Raw genomic sequence first — 17,891 nt, 5'->3', positions numbered from 1 at the left:
ATGACAGACAGTACTACAGGAATATATTCCATCTCCATCGTTGTCAGTATGGAAGATTGACCAAGTACTTTACTCAATATGAAAAAAACTATACTTCGATATCACTCGACTTGGATTGCTGCGGCAGAAGTCGGAGAAATAACATGGGAAACAGCAAGCATGTTGATAGAGGCTTTTGATTTGGGGGTTTGCGAAACGGAAGAAATTCTACGTAACGGTGTGGTTCATTCACCTTCTATTGCAGAACAGGCGATTGAGATAAAAAATGATACATTTCAGTATCTTGAGAACATAGGAAAGCCCATCAAATTTCCACCAGCAAGACTTCACAATGAACGTTGTGATGAGGTCGTTATTGAAATCTCTGAAACGGTTAATTTCAAAGCTAGGAACCGCAACAAACAATTGAAAATCGAAGTATAACTAACAAGGGGGCGCTCTTTGTTGTTCAATGAACACGAAGGATTGGTGGTATACCAAATAGAATGAATGCCAGCTGATGTTGAGCTGGCAGGGGGATTACAGGTCGTTGAACTTCAACCCTTCCTCTAGAAAATATTCCATGAAATTGTTATCAAAAAGCTTTGAGAATTTACCTTTCGCCTTATCTGTGTGGCAAGGATTTGCTACACCAAGTAAAAGGATTTCGTCTTCATTTTCCCAATGACTAGAATACACAATGCAAGTGTCACTCGTTCTATCGAATTGACGTCGTGCTCGATTCCATTTGCCTTGTTTGGCGCTGTCAAACCATGGACTGCTCGGGTCCCACAAGTGGATATGCCCCAACCCTGCATCTTCAGCGTCTGTCGGATAGGCTAGACTTGCAACACGGCCAAGATATTGAACCGATAGATCATCGTCGTAACTTAAGTGAAGGGCGATATCTTTGCACAAAGCTTCAACGTCATTGAAACCTTGTGCTTTGATTTCTTGTTCAAATCGAGGGGATGGGGTGACGTTTTTCATGCGTTCCCCTAGTGATAATTAGAGACAGTCGCTTGTGTCGCCGCTTTGAGTTTTGCAACTTTATCAGAAGTCATCTCAAAGCTAGTCTCATATTTACCAATCGAAGCCACTTGGAGTTGGCGTTCGATCGACATTAAATCACCAACGGCACGGCGTAGCTTCGCTGTAGCCTTACGAATTTGTTTTGCTGTTTCAACCGCTGGTTGCTCATATGCCGTTGCACGACGACTTAGGCTTTCGTGTTGCGCTTTAAGAATCATCTCAAAACCACGGATATAACCGTCTGCGACCACCAGCTCATCGATAGTTACTTTATCAAAATAGCTCTCAGGTACATCTGATTGCTCAATCTCACTGTAAACTTCTCTAAGCTGTTTAGTTTGAGTGTTGAGTTTTGCAATAATAGACACAGCCATTTCTAAGCTTTCAGCCGAAACTTGGCGTTGGTCATCTTTACACTCAATTGTCTCTAGACGAAGATCCATAGCTTTAGCAACAGTATCGCCCATTGACGCACTGGCATTGCCACCGAGCGCAGCAAGAATACTTGCACTCATAATTAGCCTCTTCTTCATTGTGACCTCAAAAACATTATAGGAGTAATTATAGAGAGGTGATAAACCTAGCTCATTTCACGGGACGGGAATTATCCATGTCCAAGGCCAGATTACAACCATTCAATATTGCTAACAATCAGCCCATAATGATTAATATCACACCACTCATGCCCATATGTTGCGCAGGTAGCGTTTAGTGCAACAGTAGCAGTAATGGCATCGCGGAATTAACCCGAACCATCGTTGTACGTTAGAAAGCGATTCAGAGCGGTTCTAGGTATAGTTTAGGGAAAATCAAAGGGATATCGTCTTAAAACAAGTCTAAGATTATACGATAAGTGTGATTTATATCACATATTAACGTTAAGTATCCACAATGTCTCTGGTTTTCTGGGAGGGTTTTGTAAATTCGATTGGTGGCTGGTGGCCAAAAAACCTTGCCAAGATAATGATGGACCCTCGCCTTTAAATAGTTAGCTAAACCGATAAAGCCAGTTGACGTTATAGTTTTAGTCCTTTAATGAGTTTACCAACCGCGTCAGCATTGGCCACGAAGAGGCTGCACTGTTCTGAGTAGCATAAACCGATTTTTTGGTACAGCTTTTTGGAGACAGAAGCATCGCAATGCTGGCGGATTATCAATTGCTGCATGCCGATAACTGCGGCTATATATGTATGCGGATTGTCACTCATCCAACGTCTTAGCGTATTAACAGGCACAGCAAACCCACTCAGACGCTCAACCTTGTATGGTATCCCTAAAAGGCTATGAGTCTCATGGTGGTTCGATATTGATAGACTCACCGCGTTTTGCAGAACCGCTTTATATGTCTCCGGTTGTAACTCAATAGCTGTACACGCTGTATCAAACAGCATGGCTTTTTCAGGTGAAGTCTTGCACCAATTTTTCAGACGAGTAATCGATACATGGCAGACATTCGCAACTAAGGCGATGTCGTTTTCCATTTGATAGTTAGACATGTTCGAAGTCCTCTTGTTTAGCTTGATATGCAAGCATGCTTTCTAACGTGTTCGTTCTCTTTGCGGTCTTTTTAGTCTTTTGCTTTGACTCCGACTTACTTTCCAATATTAAGTCCTCATGCACGATTACTGGCAGTTCTAGTGACGCCGGAACAGGCACCTTCTGTGAAGTGTTTGGTAAATTAGCACAGTAACTAAGACGCGTTGAGAGATCGACTTTTGCTACTGCTTTGCTCTTCAATGTCGACCCTTCAGCTGAAATGCCTTTTGCTAAGTCAGTAAACCACTCGATTGCCTTGCTCATTCTCTCAAGCTGCTTATCCAGCATCAACTTGAAATTCGTCAGATTAGGTCGTAGGTGAGACGCAGACGGTTCAAACAATGCACCAGCTGTCTGTGGGTGATATTGCTCAATAGCTAACTTATACAAGCCAATTTGATGATCGCGAATTTGTGCTTCATCTTGACCTGATTTCTCTGCGAGTTCAATTTGCTCACGTATTGACTGAACAGCCTGAACCATAGGGCTCCACTTTTGAATAGCAGCTGTAGCCGTAGTGCTGAGATCGCTCATGGCTTTTTCAGTAACACGAGCAAGGTGGGATAAAGAAGACGCATCCAGTGAAATTTGGTTTCTTTGCGATGGGGTCAGCGCCATGCGTTGCAATTCATTAAATGAAGACAGCGCATCTTGATTGAGCAGTAACCATGCTTTGTATGCCGCTGCCCTTTGAGTGTGACTAATCTCGTGAGTATTAAACTGGACGTTAAATATCGATGTAGATAACGTATCAAACCCTTCTTCCACATATTGGTGAGCAAGATTAAACAACTGTTGAACCTGAAGCAGTGACTCTTGATGTGGCGTTCCCGCATGCAAAGCCGCCTTTACCTGCTTCCTTTGCTTATTTCTTAGTTCACGCACAACACGAAGTACACCCACTTTATCCATCCTGTGTTGCTTCATGGTAATAGCCCAAGGCTGTTTTTGGATTTCCTCAACAGACATTGATTGATAGTCCAAAGCGCCGAGTTCTGCGAACAATTGAGTACGCTTGAGAAGTTCACGGTACTTAGCGATATATGAAGGTGACACGACCACGCCCCCCATCGTATTCAACATTTCAGCTGGACACGTTGATATAAACTTTCTTACTGGGCCACGATGACGGAGCGCATGAGCTAAATGTGAATCATGTACATCCAATGCACGTTCAAAGCCACCCAGTCTCTTAAACATCTCTATGGACTGTTCGGTGACGGCGATTTTTGCACCATCCACCAGCTCTCCATGGCAGTTAATGAGCTCAGTTTGCACGCTAACTTCTTTTTCATATGCATACCCAAAGTCAACATTAAGGCCATTTAACTTATTGGCATGGGCAAGATGTAAGCGCGAATCTACTGACAATGGATAGAATTTAACGCGGGTATTCGATTTCGTAAGCTTACCATTTTGAGTTCGTACTACTCGCTTTGTGAAATGGGCTTTTGCTGACACCTTTCTCGGTTTCTCGTTATACGCCACACCTAGCACCGCACTTTTTAAATACGGGATAGAATGAGTAAGTAAAGTCGGTTTCTTTGAAGGAAACTCAGTAGCGAGGGCTTTGTTCACGAATTGCTGGGCAGATTGTAAGCTTACGAACTCACGTTGAACTAATTTATCGGAGATCGCTTCCATTACATTGTTGATGCGATTAGTGGCCAACTCAGTGAACGTGGTAGATAGATACTCTGACTCAAAAGACTTCGATACCAATTTTCCGTCAATGCGTACCTTCCCCATTTCGGGCGTACCAAAGGTAACAGACCCGATATCGACCAGATGCACTTCACCTTTGATGTTTGCACTCAGCTGATACTGGCCATCGTCAACTTGCGTGTCATTGAATGAATGTGAAACCGACATTTCCACTTTGACTGGCGTATTGTGTTGGGGATAACGCTCAAGCGTGCAATTGTTGAAGCCTGCTTCGTTAGTGATATCCGAGGTATCAATCGGGCGTCGCCAATACGACAGCAGCGCACGGTGGTTGGCCACATAATGGTTCGGTTCCTCTTTTTTGAACACAGGCATCATTACTGCTTCAGGGAGAGGATATTGCGGGTCAACTAACTTGATGGTCTTCCCCGTTTCCGCTTCCCACTCTGCATTGGTTTTCGGAAACGGAATCCATGACTCAGGTCTTAAGTGAAGATCACGCCAGATAGCAAGTGGTCTAAACGGAAGGCTTGCTATACCGTCAATGCCCCAGCGATAGCTTAGGTACACTGCGTGACGTTCAGAGAATAGTTTGATTTGTGGATTCACCGCTTGAGCTTTATACATAGCCAAATAACCACGTCTCGCTTTCGCATTCAACGTCACATCATTTTGGATCTCTACAATGCCGGGATGTGTATCCTCTTTGCCTTCGGCAATAAGTTGACGGAACTCTGCAGCCCTGTTTTCTGAAAGAATCGATAACTGAGCAAAAAGTCTGACTAACTTCTCCAAGTAGCGAGGTTTCAACACATTAGGTTGAAGTGCAATTCTGCCAAAACCAACACTGTCGTACCCTTTGGCATGCAAAGCACGAGCTCTCATGTTCGCAGACAGGCGGAACATGTAATCACGTAAACGCAAAGCTTCCTCTTGACCGAGGATGTTCCATCGGTCTTGTTTAGCTAAACTGGTTTGTGTTTTATCAATGGTGCCAACTTGAGTACAGATCAAGCACCCATATCGAGCTTTACCTGAACACCCAGCACCATGTTTTTGTCCGACTGAAATCTCACATGCTTCTTGCGCGGCATTTCCATAGATGGCCAACAACAAAGCAAAGTCGGACATGAATGCTGGAATAGCATTTTGAATACCAGGGAGGTTCTTCGTCAAAGGCTTCTTTCCGGCTAACTCTAAGGCCGTGAAGACTTCATCCGTTAACCAATCTCGGATAGGAGCGTACTGGTACAGTTGGAATTTACTGACGTCACTTTGGTCCACCAGCTCCGCCTTGAGTGCATCGATGGTCTTGTGTGCAGTACCCTGCTTCTTCATATTACGAGTACGACGTGTGCTTTCATCTTTTACGCGTGAGCCCGAAAAAGAGATAACCGGTGACGACGCGTACTGCTCCATGCCTTCCATACCTTCCATACCTTCAAATCGATTCAACATGGTTTTAATGTACTTCTCGGAAGGGATCAGCTTCAAAATTACAGTGCAGTCGCCGGACATAGACGCATTCTGAATCACTTTTTGTGCCGACAAGTAACGATTGGCGTACTCTTCATGAAAGTCAGGAGCCACACCATCATAGAAAAGGTTAATGCCACAGTCCTTCGCATAGGCTTTCAAGAACGGAGCCGCATACTCGCTGTACATCTGCATTGGCAATGCTTCTGCACCAGGATTAACGGTGCTTATCATCAGTGGACGTGAGGGTTCGATTTTTCCTTCCGCAATGCTCTGTTTGTAAGCTTCAATCAAGCACAGTGCGACCAATGTGCTGTCTTTCCCCATACTTAAGCCTTCATGACAAATATACTTCTCATCAGCTTCGATCAGGCTACGCGTCTCTCTCACCGTGTCATTGAAGCGATCAATAATCCCCATATGCAGGGCATACAATTGACTGCTTAATGCGTCTTGTGCTGTCGATACTAATAAAGTCATGTCCGATTCCCTAAGTCATCTTGAATACCTTAACTATAACGTGCATAGAGAATAATGAAAGTTTATCCCCCCGTTTTATGGGAGATTTTTCTTTCATTTTATAGACAGGGTTAGTTGTTCTACATAGACTGAAGATAAATCCAGTGAGGACAAAAATATGAACGCGAAGACAGATTTGACAGTACCATACACACCCAATCATGCTCTTAATGGCAAAGACCTAGAGGTGGTGTTCTTTATCGGGGAAGAAGGAATCAACAAGTACGGCTTTCGTACCCTCGAAGGCATTCTGTTGACCAAGGAGTTAGCCGAGCATTTCAAAAATGAAGAAAGTTCAGACAAGATACCTTCTCACTTAAAACGTCAACGTGATCTTGAAAAATCACGCAGCGAACCGCTCAAAGATTACTTTCGAACCCGCAAAAATACCATATTGCCCGGACTGGCGATTTGTTTAAGCCATCTAAAGGATGAAGAAGAGATCATTATAGGTAACCGTAGGATGCTTAAAGCCGTGATCCCTGCCGACTGTGACCGTCATATTGCCGATGGTCAAAACCGTAATGAGCTATTTCAATCTTTATTAACTGAAATGCCTGAGCTTGCGACGCAAACCCTGAGCGTGAAATTCCTTGTCTCTGATACCGACACGCTAGAGCCTGTGACTGAGCAAATAAAACAACTATTCAGTGATTTTCACTTCAATCAGAGAAAACCAACGACGAGTCTGAACCTGTACTTCGACAGCAGCAAACCTTACAGCCGGTTATTACGTCGATTTCTGGATTTAGAAGTGAACCAATTGTCCCTATGGGATCTGATCTCGGTAAGTGGAAAGCTCACCAATGGGCATCTTTTCATCTTAAAACAGCTTCAAGATTTCTTGAGCATTGCCAGCGCTTCCACAGCCGCGAAAACAAATGCATTACTCACCAAGAACCCTGAAATGACAGATCAGTTGTTCAACATGCTCAAGCCTGCGCTTACGGGCGTACTCAGTGCTATGCCAATAGGTGAAAAAGATACTGAGAATGACCCTATGTATAGCAAAGCCATTTATTTCTACGGATGCGCGTGGGTTTGTCGCTCCATCATCGAAGAAGGTATGTCTAATGGTACGGCACCAGACTGGAGTGCTCTAGAGCGCTTAAAAGCACTTCCGTTACTCAACATGAAAGACAGCTGGTGGACTAAAGCAGGCGTTGTTCAAAAGCTCCAGTTAGATAATGCAAAAGAGCCGAAATATATGATGCAAAAAGGTTCAGAGAAACTGATGGGCCGACGTTTGTGCAAAGTCTGTGGTATCTACCCGTGTGATGAAATTTAGCCTTTGGAATAAACGCTAAGGAGAGAGATTATGGAACTGAATTTACAAGCCTATCGCTGCCCGTCTGCAATGACTCAAGCTCGACTTGCTATAACTATGGCTCATTCAAGCAATGAATCCCTATGGCTTCACTCCATTGAACCGATGCTAGAGCATCATATTAAGGCTTACCTTGCTTCGGAATACCCTAACGCCACTCTTGCTGTGTTTATGGCCAAAGAGATAACAGAGGCGATGCAAGACGAATGGTTGTCTGATGACAGTTTGTTTGATGAAGATGACTTGGATGGGGCAACAGTTCAGTGCTTGTATTGCATTTCATGTCGGTGAACAACAAAGATTGAAACTTTTCTGTTACGCAGAGCTGATTGCTACGTGACGCTATAGCAAAGATTTGACAATAAAGATCAAAACTCAATTTCACTCAATAGGCCAACTTAAAGCAAGAAGTAACAATAAAGTTAGAAACTTTTAGATGCTTTTTGTCGTAGTCTGTCTTTTGTTGTAGCAAACTTTTGCCCCATTGTAAGCTAGACCTTTTACTCATTCATATCCTGTTCATGGGGTTTTTGCCCTACTAGAAGTTCTCCATTCTTCTAATGCAGGTCGCCGTGAATCCCCGTGTTGTATTACGGGGGGAAATTCCACCGTAATATTAGGTCTACTTGTCAAAATCATGAAGTCAGCTTTCACTTTACTTATGGAATGACATATCATTGCTTCTAATTTATTGATTTATAGAACTATTGATACTTTTATTACCAAAAAAGGGGGGGATGAATGACTATATTAAATGTGCAATTGAAGAACTGTTACGGAATTCCAGAATTAAAGTATGACTTCGACTTTTCTGGTCGTGGAAATCGAGCTTTTGCCATCTACGCTCCAAATGGATTAATGAAAACCTCGTTTACAAGAACATTTGATGCTTTACGGCAAGAGAAGCAACCTAAGGAAGAGAGGTTTCAGCGCCCTTCCACTGCAAATGTTAATTTCAATGGGGCTCAGATAGACCCGAATTCCATCTACGTCCTCAATTCAAACATAGATCTTACCTCTGATGACGAATCCGTCACTAACCTTTTGATCAACAGGGAAAGTAAAGAGAAATATGACTCATTAGTTAAAGATATTGAAAGTGCTAAAACTAAAATGCTTTCGAAACTTCAAAAACTTTCAAAGCTTAAAAAAGCTGACGTAGAAGAAACGATTCGTAAAGATTTCCCTGCACAGTCACTTATCGAATCTCTGCAAAACGCAAAAACTATTTCACCTACCTTCTCATCAGATAAAGTTTTTTATGCCGATGTTTTTCATCAAAACGCAATAGAAGTACTAGACAGTCCTGAGTTTGTATTGAAAGCACGAGAGTTTCTTGAACGCTATGACGATGTTTTCAAATCAAGTGGAGGCCTATATTTAAAAGGAGTTTTTAATCCTAATCAAGCTGACGCCAGTCGTGATGCTCTAGAAAAAAACGCTTTTTTCGACGCTGGGCATACCATAAAAATACAAGGTGATGCCGGAGACATTGGGCTAGAAGAATTTAAAGAAAAAATTAAAGAAGTAAACAAAGAGATAGACACGGACACAAAGCTCAAAGCTCTCAAAACTAAATTGGCAAAAAATGCTCAATCTAAGGCAATCCAAACTCTCTTAGAGTTAAGCAGTCCAACTGAAGCTGAAACCTTAATTGTTAATTTGAATCCTGGTAAACGTGACTGGTTCAAACAAGAATTATGGCGAATGTATATTGAGAAATGTCCTGAAGTAAATCTTTTTTTGTCAGCATGGGAATCGAATAAAGAACAGATCCAAAAACTTGAGGAGCAAGCTGCTCAAGAAGCCCCTCAATGGCTGGATGCAATAGAACTTTTTAACTCTCGTTTTGTCGACATGCCATTTAAGTTAGGTTTATTTAATCAATCTGACGCAATTCTAGGAAAGTCAAAAGCTGTATTGAAGTTTATATTTACAGACAAAGAAGACACTCTAGAATGCCAACGCCATGAAATATCCTCCCTCAGCCAAGGAGAACGCCGTGCATTGTACTTACTTAGCTTTATTTTTGACGTTGAGTATAGAAAAAGGGAGTCTTTAGAAACAATCTTCATAATTGACGACGTAGCTGATTCTTTCGACTATAAAAACAAGCATGCAATTTTACAGTATCTAGATGACTTGAATAAAACAGCGTTTTTTTATCAAGTAATCCTAACCCATAACTTCGACTTCTACCGTTCTCTATTGCTGTCATTTATCCCTGATAAAAGATGTCTAATGGTTAATAAATCAGAGACAGAGTTGCAACTTGTTCAATCAGAGGGTGTACGAAACATCTTTGTTGGGCTGTGGAAGAAACACGTAACAACGTCTAACTCAATTCTATATTCATGCGTGCCATTCACTAGAAACCTAATTGAGTTTACTACTGGTACGGACGATGACGGCTATCGACTTCTGACAAAGTTACTGCATTGGAAGCAAGGTTCTAGTGACATAACCGTTGGTCAATATTTCGAGGTATATAATCAGCTCTTTTCTACTGAACATAATCCTGAGAATCAGGATTCCTGTATGATTGATTTACTTTTTGACACCGCAGACTCTATCGTCAGCCAAGCTGATCATGAAGGTATTAACTTACAAGATAAAGTACTCTTATCCATAGCAATTCGAGTAAAAGCAGAGAAGTTTATTACTGAGGAATTGAGAAAAGTTAAAGGAGACGATTATTGGAGTACTCAGTTTTCCTATGGCAGGCTCTTAGGTAAAGAATTCGAAACTCAATTTCCAGATTCACACCATTTACCTACACTTAAGAAAGTTAGTGTCACCGTGTGTTCAAACATTCACTTAAACTCATTTATGTATGAGCCAATTTTAGATTTATCGATTACTCACTTGATTGACTTATACAATGAGATAAGTGGTCTTTCATAATTTAAGAGGACTATGGTTTACCACTGCAAAGCAAATGGTTGGGAATGATGCAGTAGCGTTACATAGAGGCGAACTCATCTTCAGGATTAAAGAGCAAAGTGCTTTAGGTGGTAACTTGGTAAGTGACTAATATATTATTATTTTTTAGCTATTCAGGGAGACGACTTTGCACGATTACGGAGTGTAATGGCTGAATGAATTTGGCCACTACATTAGAGGTTTGTAATACCTCGGCTAATCCGTTAACTGCTAATTTAGCGAAATCTATAGCTCAGTTATGTCCAGAACCTTCACAGATGGCACTTCGTAACTCGGAAGTGCCCCATTCCGTGCCAGCGCCGCTCAGATTCATGAATCACATTGAGGTGGTTTGGCTTACCTTTTCTTATCTGTGTAATGTCTGGTGAGTTGGGTGCTTACCATATCGTAGGCAATTTCAACTTTTAAGTAAGTATCAATATGGAGATTGACCGCGCAATCATCTTCTTTTTTGACTGTACTGTTGAATAGGTTCAACAATAAGAAAGCTTAATTTATTAGCTAATACGAAGCCTACAACCTCGAAATTGGGTATAACCTAAGGCTAAATATAAACGATAGATGCACAATTATACTGACTACAATAAACGATGAATTGGCAGGTAAGAAATTGAAAATAAAAATGACTATCTTTATCATCACCAGCGCAATTTTTAGTACAAATGTATACTCTAAACCTTCAAAACAGAAAATGTTTGAAGCCGCAATAGGCTATGCAATGTGCTCTGGTGCCTTAGCTATTTCAGGAAAAACTAATTGGAAGAATGACTCACTTACACTTTTAAAAGCATCTAAAAGTTCGTTTCAATCCATCCTGTACTACTGGCCTGATCTCGGCTCAGAGTTAGACCCAGAGAAAGTTGCCCTTCAAGTATTTCATAGTATGGAGCAGAAACTACCCTCCGAATTGAAAGCTGAAAAGTGGGCTCTAGAAGCAAAATGTGAATCGGATCTGTTACCTTTGGCCCGAATTGTTAACAGCAATTGACAACTGCGAGATTCGCCATTGTCTTGGATTGAATGGGAGTAGGTCTGTGGCTTCAGCTTTACCCTTCCTCCTCTTCAACTTCCATACATCTTTCTCAAGATACTGACCCCCAACGCTGACACCTGCTTTTTGACCAATGATAAAGTCAGACCACAAAAAACAATCCATTGCTTTCAACCAAACTTTAAGTGCTCCAAAAGAAGAGCAGTGTCATTCTATCTTCGTCCGCATTCTGTGATATTAGCCACACACTTTAGCTTTTATTAGATACTACTACGTGTACCCATATAATATTGCTACAGTAATTTTAATGACATCAATTGGAGAGTATGTCGTGCGAGCTAAAAACTATATTTTTCTTTTAATCATTAGTTTAATGTCATCAGCAAGCTACGGTGCAGGTAGTCCTTCTAGGTGGGAACATAATGAACAAGGGACCGTTTATGTTGGTTATCAAGCAGCAAATTTTCCAGAACGATTGACAAATTCCTCCCATACAATGTATCGAAACCTCATGTCGGAAGACTATTACCTAAAGACAGAGCATACATCTAATCTATACAAAAATAATGCAATTTTTTTCTTCGTTTTGACAACGCATTTTTGTATGGATAACACAATTCGTGTCAATGGGGTTAAAGTATCAGTATATGCAACAAAGTATAACGACAAATGCTACATTGATGTTAAAACCCTGAAGGGCACTGCTTTTGTTTTAGAGCAAATACAAAAAACTAAAGCCATTTCCATCGAGTTATCAAACTCTCGCAAGGTCAGTTTTTCAACGAATTATCATTCTAATGCAGTGCATAAAGCAAAGAATTATGTCCAAATACAAAATGATTATAAAAACGAAAGCGATGCACTCTGACGATTTATAGAGATTTAAATTTATAAGGCTATAGTAGAAAAACTACTTTATCAAAGTTCATGTTACTAAGTAGTAGTATAGGCATTGAAAATGAAGCAATCCAAGTCCTTTCAACGATAAAAGATTAGTAACATTTGAATAACTTAATCAAAACTTTGGAAAAGGAGCTGCGGCGAAGCTTTAAGAATCCGAAACCAAACTATACGCATATGCACGGATATACAAAGGACTTAATGATCCAACTCGCTCAAGAGTGTAATTGTCACGATACAATGAATAGCCTTATAAGTGCATTATCCGTACGTGCTAGTCAGGAGGACATTATTGTTATCATTGGAGAACTTAAATTAGAGATCTTACTGGACTCTTGATAAGGACTTGAACTACATCAGCAGTTTTTGATGCTGAGTTAATTGAATACAGTTATTGGCAGAGAAGACGATGGCGGAAGCTTGTTCATTTCCTATCACCGCAGACTCTGCGATAAGGTAAGAAATAGTCTGTACCAGTAAATCCAAACGCTCCCAAAAGTGACGTTACCATACTAAAAGTAATCCGTAATTTTACAATTGAAATGCTAACTCTAAGAAACTTTTGTCCAAAAATCTGTTTCAGCAGGAGTAGTGCTTACCCCTAAAAGTTTCAATCTTTAATGTTAAAGTTGCGAACTTTATTGTCTGAGTTTCGATCTTAGTTGTCCACCGACATTTCATTCAATGAAAACGTGGACAACCTAGCTACACCCATCCAATAAAAAAGGTGCATTTAAACGGAAGAGTCTAAATGCACCAATAACGACACAAGGACGTTCTTATATCGAGGTCATAGTCTTACCAACGCACGACCATTTGCGCTGTGGCGGTATCCCCAGAATCATCATAACCAACAACCGTCACTAACTCTGATTCGCCCGGTTGTCTTAACTCTGAAATCCGTTTACCGATATTGCGACGCTCGTTATCACCAACTGTCCAATCGTATTTGACCATTTTACCATCTAAGTCTTTACATTTTGCTTCGATACGGGCGGTCTTCGAGTACATACGGTAATCGATAGAGCACGTCGGTGGTTGGTTTGGCACCACTTCAATTGGAATGATCGCTTCCGCTTCTTGACCGTAGTTAGTGAGAATTTTCAATTTCAATTCATGGTCACCCGTTAATAGGTTCTCAATATTTGCTGATGACTTCTCTAACTCAGGTTGTAACTCACCATCGACATACCATTGATAGTCTGCCACTCGGTCTGATGGGTGACCACCTCGAATTGTCGGACGGACATTAACATCAAGTGGCGAACGTTGATAACTGTTACTATACCGTGCAGTTAAATCCACAGTGATCGGCTCAGGTTCCAATACCTCCACATATTCAGTAAAGGTGTCGTAGTTACCGCGATCATCTTCTACCGTAACCGAAATTGGGTATATACCCGGTTGTTTTGCGGTAAATCGTGCTCGATGTCCATAATCTTTCGTCAACTCCAGTCGGCCTTGTCCGTTCCACTCATACAAATAGTACTCGCGTAAATTCGCACCAATTGGACGTCGTAACCAGATCTCAATCACTGAAGGTGCAACGAGCACACGCTGTTTATACGCCACGTCGAATTGTGGGAACTGATACTCCCATACACGAACCTTATGATCGAATTCCGCATACGTTAACGCCTTGGCATCTTTAACCCACGCACGCAGTGTGAATGTATGAAAGTCAGCTCGGTCCAAATCATCATTCGTTGGAGTAAAGTCCACAACATTCGAATCAACAATGGTTCCGTCTGGTCTTACCCATTCAATTTCAAGTTCGGAGTCCATATTGGAATACGGTGTATCGACATCTCCAACCAAAGTTAACGTATCGGTGGTTTCAACATCAGTATCCCCTTTCACTCTTACTCGAACAGGTTTCGCTCGCTGAGAACGTACTGAGCGGTATTCTGTTGCCCAGCTGTGTTCATCGGTTTCATAACCAAGATACGCCGCTTTTGCGATAATCTTGTTGCTGCCTTCACCTGTTGCAGTGTATTCGAGTGTACTACCGCCTTCAGTGAACGTGACTCCACCATCAATAGACCATTTAATAAGCATATTACCGGCATCCGCCTCTTCACCTTGATCAAGAAGCGTGTACGTTCTTGTCATACCGGTGATCAGGTTTGCTGCCCCAACTAGTTCAGTTTGTGGCACTCGGTACGCCATGATTTGTACGACGTCGGTTTCTGCTATCTCCCCTGTGAAGCGATTTGGAACATGACCTTTCACCAACCAAATACCTTCTACTGAGGTACTGAAAGAAAAGCGCTTACCAGGTTCTCCATATAGATTCCACGTACTGCCATTGTCTTCCGATATGTACCATGACACTTCACCAGAGGCGTCTTTGTCATCACGGGTAAGATGTTGATATTGAATAGCGGCATTCATCGGTACAGAACCCGTTATACGCAGTGTACGCAGTTCACCTTCGATTGCCGTTCCTTTCATGATTTTCAAGGTCCCGCGTTGAGAGCGAACCATTGAAACATAATTTTCATTTGGCGATTTTAGTTTCGCTTGTGCATAGAATCGAAGGTCACCGATGTCATCTGATGAGAAGTTTACATCAAAGTCATTCACACCTGATTCGTTCATATCTTGCCAATCCGTCAGGCCATGTAGGTTCTTCTCTTTGTCCATGACAGCAATTCGAACAGACCAATCACCAAGCTCTTCAGATTTGTATACGACATCTCGGTAAAAACTACTATACAGCCCAAATTTCGATTTAACCTTGAATGTGTCAACGGTGGACGTTTCACGAGAAGTTTGCTCAACCTTGAGCCTTGCTCGTGTAGAAGGAACCGCATAAGTCTTCACCGCACTCTCAACTACTTGTTCTGGTAAACGGGCGTAATGAACTTGAACGGCATAATCATCCATCTGCCACAAATCTCGGTGGTTTGCACTGTTTCTGTCTGTGATTACCTTCGTGATAGTGTGCTCGGTGTATCGGTTGGACTGTTTGATGTATTGGCTTTCTAAGGTTTCACCATTTTTAAGGAGCGTAATGTAAATAGGCGACGCCGCTGATTTAACTCGATATCTCCCGATTCTAGATTGCCCCATCTCAACCGCATATATGCCATCTTCAAACATACCGTCGTCGTCGAAGATGATCTCTGGAGTATCTGGGGTATGAACGATTAGGCTTGTATCGTCGACTTTGATTAAGTTTTTTCGGCCTTCAGAGTCATGGATATAAATCTCAGCTTCCACTGTCGCAGGACCCGTATTTTCAAATACACCAATCAGCTCAGGGCTCGCAGTATCCCATGCTTCTTCCAAACCTTGAGGGATGACTGTCCAGTTCACGGAACAAGTCATTTGAGTCGGGTTTTTGATCCCTTGTACCGCCTCATGCTCTGACTTGAACATTCTACAAGCTCGACCTTTCGTTTGTGCGAATGTGATGTCTTGGTTCTGCACAAGTGCCACTTTGCGGTCACTGATGTTGTCGTATTCGAAGTCTAAAGGTAAGAATGAAATGGAATACTCTCTTTGAACTACGTTGTTGTTCCCGTCCTTACCACGCACAATGACTTTATGAACTGTATTAGACTCCCATGGGGTTTCCATTTTGATCGCACGAGCCATCTTGAATTCACCAATATGCTCAACGGGTACGCCATCAAGCAAAATATCAGTGATTTCATTCTCAATACTGGTTTCATCTTGCACGGTGAAAATCATATGCTCCATGAAGTTGATTTCATCACCAGTACTAAACAGCGTGTCATTGTTGTACAGACGAATCTCAGGAGGTAAACGGTCTAACTGCATTGCAGTCACTTCCTTGTCACCTCTGTTTGCAAATCTATCTAAGGCTTTTATGTTGCCTTGATAAAATCCATCTACCACTGAACTGAGCGGAATTCGATAGACAAACTTGTTGCCAATCTGTTGAGGGATACCAAAGCTGTCTACTGTCTTCTCGGTATAGGTAACGTGTTCATTTCTGAATAAATCGCCTATATCCCTACCCTCTAGCGTAACAAAATCGGATACACCGACATGATCTGTATGCTCTTCAAAGCTCAAACTAACCTTGGATGGTAACCACCACTTATTTGCTGTATCGGTACTGTGCGGCGAACTGAGAACGACTACAGCTTCATTGTTTTGGACAACCACCGTTTCTCCACCAACATCAATCGAAATATCATTGCTAGTGGTATCTCCGACAGCTTTGACAGCATACTGCTCAATAACGGGCGGTCTGTAATCCCACGCGTATTGGATCTGACTGTTCGGGGCTGATACGACATCGTATTTATCCGAGACTTTTAATGCTGTGGTAAGTTGCCCTGTCAGTGAATCGTCACCAGATAGATGAAAGGCAGAAATGGCGACCACGCATGAATCTTGGCCTTCAGGCACCTCACACGATTCACCAAACTGAGTTAAGGCCACCACCTGATCAAATGGACGAGGCTCGACCTCAACAGTAATTTTGCGAAGTTTTTCATTCTTATCGTGCGTAATGAAGCTCAAGCCTTGATATTGAGCTGAAGTAGTGTCCGTGGTGACATTTACAATCACAGGCGGAACGGGTTCAAGGATAGTGTAGGCCACGCTGTCTTCAATCAATGTGATGCGTTCTTTCTCAATACCATTGAAGTAAGAAATGCGATATGAACGGTAATGCTCTCCTGCAGCTGCGGTAGGTCGACCATCGAGCGCTAATCCATTCGCATTCCAGCTCGGGTCGGTATCACCTGTCCATTCGAAGAAACACTTTAGATTGCTACTGTCAGACGTATACGCTTCTTCTCGCACTGTTTCTAATCTACAACCAGATGCTGCGGCTTCTTTAGCTAAGGCTGAATACTCTTTCACGCCACGATAGATTTCATCAGGGTAAGTAAACTCTACTTTTGGCGGCACACTCGTTATGGAACCGATGATGTACACTGATTTCGCAACAGCAGCAGTCCCTATAACTGTTAGTGAACAACTAATAAGAATTTTGATTAACTTGTTCATAGTGCTCTTCAACTCCAAACGCAATTTCATTGGGATAGGTTAAATAAGGTCGAGAGCAATTTTTGAAATTAACAAGCCTATTTTTGAAGATTAAAGTTTTTCTCGCGGCATTCATTGTAAAGGAGGGATTTGGATTATTACCCCTTCACGACTATGAAGGGGCTGAATGAGAATGAAGACTTATGGTAAAAATATATGGATTAATAAACCTGGCGCGACCGCGATACCGAACGTGAATAAGGACAAGTATAAGTCCGTGGCTACATATGCGCCGATGTCTTTCTTTTTATCAGAAGAAGATTGTGCATTTTTAGACAGGTGTTTAGATATTTCCGTTCCAAACTTTTCAGACAATGGATGACGTCGATTTGACTGATAAATCTCAAAGACAAATTTATCAAAATGCTTGAGTTCTTGTAGACGACATTTGATAAACGGGGAGACAAGACAGTAGCATACCGCCACCAGTAAAAAGCAAATTATTGTGAGTGACATGCTATTCAATGGGTTTGTCAAAAAGACAATTATCCC

Annotated in this window: 12 protein-coding genes; 6 read left to right on the top strand and 6 right to left on the bottom strand. The window is 41.9% G+C overall.

The window, feature by feature from the left end:
* The first annotated feature begins 78 nt into the window (after positions 1-78).
* Positions 79-423, top strand: coding sequence for a hypothetical protein (locus AB6E78_RS03920; RefSeq protein ID WP_136987070.1), 345 nt, complete (start codon positions 79-81; stop codon positions 421-423).
* 96 nt (positions 424-519) lie between these two features.
* Here AB6E78_RS03920 and AB6E78_RS03915 read toward each other — a convergent pair whose 3' ends face one another.
* The 4 genes from AB6E78_RS03915 to AB6E78_RS03900 form a co-directional block, all read right to left on the bottom strand.
* Positions 520-969 (bottom strand): type II toxin-antitoxin system YafO family toxin, encoded by a 450-nt coding sequence (locus AB6E78_RS03915; protein WP_102558274.1) that lies wholly within the window; start codon positions 967-969, stop codon positions 520-522.
* Between the two features lie 8 nt (positions 970-977).
* On the bottom strand, positions 978-1,526 hold the full coding sequence (locus AB6E78_RS03910; protein WP_102558273.1) for a hypothetical protein: 549 nt from the start codon (positions 1,524-1,526) through the stop codon (positions 978-980).
* A 501-nt stretch (positions 1,527-2,027) separates the two neighbouring features.
* Complete coding sequence (locus AB6E78_RS03905) at positions 2,028-2,507, bottom strand: hypothetical protein (RefSeq protein WP_102558272.1); 480 nt, start codon at positions 2,505-2,507, stop codon at positions 2,028-2,030.
* On the bottom strand, positions 2,500-6,168 hold the full coding sequence (locus AB6E78_RS03900; protein ID WP_372129067.1) for a hypothetical protein: 3,669 nt from the start codon (positions 6,166-6,168) through the stop codon (positions 2,500-2,502). Before AB6E78_RS03900 ends, AB6E78_RS03905 begins: the two co-directional genes overlap by 8 nt.
* Before the next feature lie 157 nt (positions 6,169-6,325).
* Between AB6E78_RS03900 and AB6E78_RS03895 the strand changes: the two genes are divergently transcribed.
* The 5 genes from AB6E78_RS03895 (at position 6,326) to AB6E78_RS03875 (ending at position 12,336) form a co-directional block, all read left to right on the top strand.
* Entirely contained in the window at positions 6,326-7,495 is a 1,170-nt protein-coding gene (locus tag AB6E78_RS03895) for a DGQHR domain-containing protein (RefSeq protein WP_102558270.1), read from the top strand.
* 30 nt (positions 7,496-7,525) lie between these two features.
* Positions 7,526-7,825 (top strand): hypothetical protein, encoded by a 300-nt coding sequence (locus AB6E78_RS03890; RefSeq protein WP_102558269.1) that lies wholly within the window; start codon positions 7,526-7,528, stop codon positions 7,823-7,825.
* A gap of 450 nt (positions 7,826-8,275) precedes the next feature.
* Positions 8,276-10,438 (top strand): hypothetical protein, encoded by a 2,163-nt coding sequence (locus AB6E78_RS03885; RefSeq protein ID WP_050612790.1) that lies wholly within the window; start codon positions 8,276-8,278, stop codon positions 10,436-10,438.
* Between the two features lie 661 nt (positions 10,439-11,099).
* Entirely contained in the window at positions 11,100-11,465 is a 366-nt protein-coding gene (locus tag AB6E78_RS03880; protein ID WP_372129065.1) for a hypothetical protein, read from the top strand.
* Between the two features lie 310 nt (positions 11,466-11,775).
* Positions 11,776-12,336: a hypothetical protein gene (locus AB6E78_RS03875; RefSeq protein WP_372129063.1), complete on the top strand. Its 561-nt coding sequence runs from the start codon at positions 11,776-11,778 to the stop codon at positions 12,334-12,336.
* Between the two features lie 383 nt (positions 12,337-12,719).
* Here AB6E78_RS03875 and AB6E78_RS03870 read toward each other — a convergent pair whose 3' ends face one another.
* Positions 12,720-12,854, bottom strand: a complete 135-nt coding sequence (locus AB6E78_RS03870; RefSeq protein WP_372129062.1) for a hypothetical protein — start codon at positions 12,852-12,854, stop codon at positions 12,720-12,722.
* A gap of 312 nt (positions 12,855-13,166) precedes the next feature.
* Positions 13,167-17,360 carry a hypothetical protein gene (locus tag AB6E78_RS03865; protein ID WP_269999708.1) on the bottom strand — a complete coding sequence of 1,398 codons (4,194 nt, stop codon included), beginning with the start codon at positions 17,358-17,360 and terminating at the stop codon, positions 13,167-13,169.
* Positions 17,361-17,891: the final 531 nt, after the last annotated feature.

This window comes from Vibrio sp. 10N.247.310.98 (assembly GCF_041467395.1).
Lineage (GTDB): Bacteria > Pseudomonadota > Gammaproteobacteria > Enterobacterales > Vibrionaceae > Vibrio > Vibrio crassostreae_C.
The sequence above is the reverse complement of the archived record's forward strand: the minus strand, read 5'-3'. Positions and strand labels throughout refer to the sequence as shown.